This is a genomic window from Vibrio sp. V39_P1S14PM300 (assembly GCF_009904765.1).
In the GTDB taxonomy this organism is placed as follows: domain Bacteria; phylum Pseudomonadota; class Gammaproteobacteria; order Enterobacterales; family Vibrionaceae; genus Vibrio; species Vibrio proteolyticus.
The window spans coordinates 1-6,047 of the sequence record NZ_WXWP01000410.1; the positions used below are offsets into that span (position 1 = coordinate 1).

At 49.6% G+C, this 6,047-nt stretch carries 6 protein-coding genes; 4 read left to right on the top strand and 2 right to left on the bottom strand.

Going from position 1 to position 6,047, the window contains the following annotated elements; translation table 11 throughout:
• Nucleotides 1–143 precede the first annotated feature (143 nt).
• Together CAG65_RS22345 and CAG65_RS21455 are read left to right on the top strand one after the other, a co-directional pair.
• Nucleotides 144–500, top strand: a complete 357-nt coding sequence (locus tag CAG65_RS22345) for a hypothetical protein (RefSeq protein ID WP_161454920.1) — start codon at nt 144–146, stop codon at nt 498–500.
• Nucleotides 501–593: 93 nt separating this feature from the next.
• A complete protein-coding gene (locus CAG65_RS21455) occupies nt 594–2,030 on the top strand; it encodes a PepSY-associated TM helix domain-containing protein (protein WP_443084071.1) in 1,437 nt (478 codons plus the stop codon).
• A 42-nt stretch (nt 2,031–2,072) separates the two neighbouring features.
• On the opposite strand, the gene gloA2 is transcribed toward CAG65_RS21455, so the two are convergent.
• The gene (gloA2, locus tag CAG65_RS21460; protein WP_161454922.1) at nt 2,073–2,456 is read right to left on the bottom strand and encodes an SMU1112c/YaeR family gloxylase I-like metalloprotein; all 384 of its coding nucleotides are present in this window, start codon (nt 2,454–2,456) and stop codon (nt 2,073–2,075) included.
• Nucleotides 2,457–2,458: 2 nt separating this feature from the next.
• A complete protein-coding gene (locus CAG65_RS21465) occupies nt 2,459–3,397 on the bottom strand; it encodes a LysR family transcriptional regulator (RefSeq protein WP_161454923.1) in 939 nt (312 codons plus the stop codon).
• Between the two features lie 306 nt (nt 3,398–3,703).
• Here CAG65_RS21465 and CAG65_RS21470 point away from each other — a divergent pair, with 306 nt between their 5' ends.
• Both CAG65_RS21470 and tdh read left to right on the top strand, forming a co-directional pair.
• Nucleotides 3,704–4,900, top strand: a complete 1,197-nt coding sequence (locus CAG65_RS21470) for a glycine C-acetyltransferase (RefSeq protein WP_021706472.1) — start codon at nt 3,704–3,706, stop codon at nt 4,898–4,900.
• Nucleotides 4,900–5,931 carry an L-threonine 3-dehydrogenase gene (gene tdh, locus CAG65_RS21475; RefSeq protein WP_021706471.1) on the top strand — a complete coding sequence of 344 codons (1,032 nt, stop codon included), beginning with the start codon at nt 4,900–4,902 and terminating at the stop codon, nt 5,929–5,931. The genes CAG65_RS21470 and tdh overlap by 1 nt, the downstream gene beginning before the upstream one ends.
• The last annotated feature ends 116 nt before the right edge of the window (nt 5,932–6,047 follow it).

A 6,047-nucleotide genomic window follows, 5' to 3' on the forward strand; every position in this document is an offset into this window, starting at 1 on the left:
GCTCTACATTTCCCGGTGATGTATTACTCGATGTGAGCTGGGTTGCGAATTTGTGAGCAGGTGCGAGTGAAATGAATAAGTTTGTGATGTGATTTTTATCAATGATGATATAGTTGCTGACAACGTGTTTTTATGGTGTTGCGATGCGACGGTCTGCTTCTAAACATACTGCGATGTTACTTGCCAGTGCTCTGAGTTGGGCGTTGGTGACTTTGATGCCTGTCATCAATGCACATGGGAGTCAGGCAGGCGTTTGGGCAACGTTGTGTACGATTAATGGCTTTGAACTGGTTCAGATTGAACAGGACAGCCGTGAGACACAGCAGCATGGAAAGCCGTGTCCGTTTAGTCATTTTTCAACCTTTCACCAAATTAAGCTTCCAACTACACCTTTACTTACGCGACTGAGCTATGTCATTTCAGACCGCTACACTTTTTTGGCTCTAAGTGTACGATATGAAAGACAAGTTCCGCGCGCTCCTCCCATTTCCTTTCGATAAGTCAGTACAAAATAAATTGAAAAAGTCTGCCAATATCACCCCGGCGTTCGTCGAGTGGTGATGTTTTTTTGTGTATAAAGGAAATTATTTATGTTGAGTAACTCAACACTGCCTCATCAGTGCGATGCATCACGCGCGAAGTCGCTCTATTTTATGACCTGGCGCTGGCACTTTTATGCGGGTCTGTTTGTGATCCCTTTTTTGCTAATGCTGAGTATTACCGGGCTGGTTATGTTACTGGATGATGAAATCGAACTGGCGCGCTATGAATCGATCATTCAGGTTGAACCTGAGCCACATTCCTTGCCGGTTTCCAAGCAACTGCGAGCGATTAATGCAGCGTTTCCCGGCTACAGCGTGACCCAGTATATCCCGGCAGCATCCGACGATGTTGCGAATCGCTTTTCGATTCAAGCGCCAGACGGACAAACCTTGTTGGCGACGGTCAACCCCTACACTGGTGAAGTGCTGGGGACGATAGACCGCAGCAACAGCATCTATAGCTTTGCAAATGATATCCACGCGACCCTACTACTCGGGCAATGGGGTGATTACCTGATTGAGGTAGCAGCCAGTCTGGGAATGGTGTTGTTGGTCAGTGGGATCTACTTATGGCTACCGCGAGATAACGCCAGTAGAGCGGGCTTCCTTAAGGTTCGAATGAAAAATGGCACACGCATTTTTATGCGGGATTTGCACGCTAATCTGGGTGGCGCCTTGTCTGTTGTCCTGCTGTTTTTCTTGATCTCTGGCTTGTCGTGGACGGGGATTTGGGGGGCGAAACTGGTCCAGGCCTGGAATACATTTCCGACGTATTACACCTGGGGAGACAAGCCGGAATCTGCGCTGACGCACGCCAGTTTGAATCATGGCACCGAAGAAGAGATGCCGTGGAATTTGGAGCAGGCTACTTTGCCGCAATCGCAGGACAGGGTGACTCATGATCATAGTAAGATGGGGCACGAGTCGATGTCCTCGGAAACGTCTTATCACCTCGATCTCGATCACTTGATTGCGCGTGCTAAAAGCATGGGCTTCACTCAATACTCGGTGTATTTTCCAAAATCGGAAACCGGTGTCTTTACGATTGCTGCAAACTCTATGGCCGGGCAGGTAACGGATCCGCGTTTGGATCGCACCAGTCATTTTGATCAGTATTCTGGCCGCTTACTGATGGATGTGACATGGCAGGACTACAGCGTCTTTGCCAAATTGATGGCCGCAGGCGTGTCTTTGCATCAGGGTGATCTGAGTACGCTAAACAAAGTGCTGAATATACTGTTTTGTCTGATGTTCATTTTCTTGGCGGTATCGGGTGGGGTGATGTGGTGGATACGTCGTCCGAGCGGACAGAAAAAGCTTGGTGTGCCGCCACGCTTTCAATCGTCAGGAATATGGAAGACGGGCTTGGTCACGCTGCTTTTGATTGGGGTGGCGTTTCCGATGGCGGGGATCACCATTATTGTCGCGCTGTTACTGGATTGGATGCTATTTAGCCGGGTAGAGCGATTGCGTGTGACATTTCGTTAAACCAAACGAGTCAGTTCAGGCTGACTCTTTTTCATGGCTTTGTCATCTCTGATAAATTTCCAGCGGAAGCTGGTCCGGATCCTGAAAAAATGTGTATCGCTTACCTGTAAACTCATCGGTGCGAACGGGCTCAACTTCGATGCCTTGACCGCACAGGTAAGCCACTACGTTGTCGATATCTTCAACTTCAAAGGCAAGATGGCGTAACCCCTGTACTTCGGGAAAACTGGGACGCTCTGGGGTGTCGGGAAAGCTAAACAGTTCTATTTGCGAACCGTCAGGCAGCGCCAGATCGAGTTTGTACGAGTCTCGGGTTTGACGGTAGTTTTCAGCCACCACCTTCAGGCCTAATACTTCAGTATAGAAATGTTTAGACGCCACGTAGTCTGAACAGATGATCGCAACATGATGAATTCTGGAAAACATGATCACTCCTGAATTGAGGGAGCCGACAGCTTTTCGCGCAGCTCGCGAACCGCGTAGTCTATAAATACCCGCAGCCGGGCGGGCATATACTTGGTCTGGGGATACTGCATCGCAATCGCGCCGTGGTAATTGCTTTTGATTGTCCAGTCAGGCAGCACCGGTACGACCTGACCGGCGGTGATGGCGTCGGCGATGACAAAGTCATGAAAAATACCAATACCGAGTCCGTTTTTGACGCCATTCAGACGCATCTGGGAGTGATTTACCGCGTAGCGGCCGCGCACTGCAACGGTGTGAAACTCGTCGTCTTTGAGAAAATCCCACAGATTATCGCGTCCGGTTTCCGCCAGATAGAGACAATCATGTTGCTCAAGAGCGGTTGGGTGAGACGGCATGCCATGTCGCTGGAGATAATTCGGGCTGGCACACAAGACCAGGTTAGTCTTACCGATTTCTCGCAGCACCAGGTTTTCATCTGGCTTATCCGTGAGTTTAAACGCGACATCAATATTGTCGCGAAATAGGTCGATCTCGCCGTCAGCGACCCTAAGCTTGAGCTCAATCTCCGGATATTGCTGCAAAAACGGGATCACGAAAGGCTGCAATACGGAGTTGAGAAACGCTTCCGGTGCTGCAACGGTCAGTGAACCAGAAGGCACGCTGTGGTCAGCACTCGACAGCTCGACCGCTTGCTGCGCGGCATTGAGCATAATGACCGCTTGGTCGTAAATCTTCTGACCAGCCTGCGTGATGATGAGTTTGCGTGTTGTACGTTCAAACAGTTTAACCGAGAGTGCTTTTTCCAGCCGGGTGATCAATTTACTCAACGCGGAAGGCGTGACATCGAGCTTTTTGGCAGCGCCGGTAAAGCTGCCTTCCTCCACCACCAGAATAAACATGGCTAAGTCGGGTAACAGGGTAACCAGTTTCGGGTTAAACATAGGATCAGTATCTGCCTTCACATTCTAGGGCACTGAGTTTAATTGATAAATCGTCACATGTAATCCAATAAGGTGGGCTCGGTTTAGCGCCCCCGGATGGGAGAGACATCGCCATTTCCTGTTAAAAAGTTCATTTGTGCCTTGAGTTCACTAATGTTTTTCCATGTCGAGGGATAATCGTTTTCTACCCCATGGCTTACACTAGATGGTAATGAGTTATTACGGTCTGTGACCCTTGTCACACAAAGGCTGACCCTACGATTGAGTGGTATCACACTCAACAGAACAACCAGGAAGGAATGGCAAATGTCTTCTGCATTTTACCAACAAATCCAACAACAGATCGAAGAAGTGAAAGCTGAAGGTCTGTACAAATCTGAACGTATTATCACGTCGCAGCAGCAAGCCGCAGTCAAAATCGCCAGCGGTGAGGAAGTACTGAACTTCTGTGCGAACAACTACCTTGGTCTTGCAAACCACCCTGCGCTGATTGAAGCGGGGAAAGCGGGCATGGACGAGCATGGTTTTGGCATGGCGTCAGTTCGTTTTATCTGTGGTACACAAGACATCCACAAAGAGCTTGAGCAGAAGCTGTCGACCTTCTTGGGCAAAGAAGACACCATTCTTTATACGTCTTGTTTTGACGCAAACGCCGGGTTGTTTGAAACCATTCTGGATAAAGAAGACGCGATCATCTCCGATGCGCTGAACCACGCCTCCATCATTGACGGTGTGCGCCTGTGTAAAGCGATGCGTTTCCGCTATTCCAACAACAACATGACTGAACTTGAAGAGCAGTTGATTGCGGCGAAAGACGCCGGTGCCCGCAATATCCTGATTGTGACCGATGGTGTGTTTTCGATGGATGGCGTGGTGGCCAACTTGCCGGCTATCTGTGATCTGGCGGAGAAATACGGTGCACTGACTATGGTCGATGACTCACACGCCGTAGGCTTTATGGGCAAAACGGGCGCGGGTACCCATGAATATCATGATGTGGTGGATCGCATCGACATCATTACGGGCACCTTGGGTAAAGCCATGGGCGGCGCGTCAGGTGGCTATACTTCGGGTAAGAAAGAAGTGATTGAGTGGCTGCGTCAGCGCTCACGCCCGTACTTGTTCTCAAACTCTGTTGCACCGGCGATTGTCAGCGCATCAATTCGCGTACTGGACTTGTTGCAAGAAAGCGGCGATCTGCGCGATCGTTTGTGGGAAAACGCGACGCACTTCCGCACTCGTATGTCGGAAGCAGGTTTTACGCTGGCTGGTGCTGATCATGCCATCATTCCAATCATGCTGGGTGACGCGAAAGTCGCCGCTGAGTTTGCAGAACGCGCTCTGGAGAAAGGCATCTACGTTATTGGTTTCTCTTTCCCTGTCGTGCCAAAAGGTCAGGCGCGCATCCGCACTCAGATGTCTGCCGCGCATTCACGTGAACAGCTGGATAAAGCCATCGATGCGTTTATCGAAGTTGGCCGTGACATGGAGATCATCAAGTAATGAAAATCAAAGCACTGTCAAAACTAAAGCCTGAAGAAGGCATCTGGATGAACGAAGTGGACATGCCTGAGCTTGGCCACAATGATCTGTTGATCCGGATTAAGAAAACGGCGATTTGTGGGACCGACGTCCATATCTACAACTGGGACGAATGGTCGCAGAACACCATTCCGGTACCTATGGTTGTGGGTCACGAATACGTTGGTGAAGTCGTCGGTATCGGCCAGGAAGTGCGTGGTTTTGCTATTGGCGACCGTGTATCTGGCGAAGGTCACATCACTTGTGGACACTGTCGTAACTGTCGTGGTGGTCGTACCCACCTGTGTCGTAACACTGTGGGCGTTGGTGTGAACCGCACTGGTGCGTTCTCTGAGTATCTGGTGATCCCAGCGTTCAACGCATTTAAGATCCCAGATGAGATTTCTGACGATCTGGCGTCTATCTTTGACCCGTTTGGAAATGCAGTTCACACGGCATTGTCTTTTGATCTGGTCGGTGAAGATGTGTTGATTACTGGTGCGGGTCCGATCGGTATCATGGCGGCGGCAGTCGCTAAGCATGTCGGCGCGCGCCACGTGGTGATCACGGATGTCAATGAATACCGCTTAAATCTGGCTCGTCAGATGGGTGTCACCCGTGCTGTGAACGTTGCTGAACAGAAACTGGAAGACGTCATGGAAGAGCTTGGCATGACGGAAGGTTTTGATGTTGGCCTGGAAATGTCGGGGAACCCGTCTGCGTTCAACTCCATGCTGAAAACCATGAATCACGGTGGTCGCATTGCATTGTTGGGTATTCCGCCATCGGACATGGGCATCGACTGGAATCAAGTGATTTTCAAAGGCTTAGTGATTAAGGGCATTTACGGAAGAGAAATGTTCGAGACGTGGTACAAGATGGCCAGCCTGATTCAATCTGGTTTGGATCTGACGCCAATCATCACTCACCACTATAAAGTTGATGATTTCCAAAAAGGCTTCGACATTATGCGTTCAGGCCAATCTGGTAAAGTTATCCTGGATTGGGAATAACACTCCAAATAAAACAAGCGCTCCGATTGGGGCGCTTTTTAATCGTGGCATAAACTGAGTAATCAATAACTATGCTGTTTGGCAGTTCATATCTTACACCGTTCATGCTTTAACAT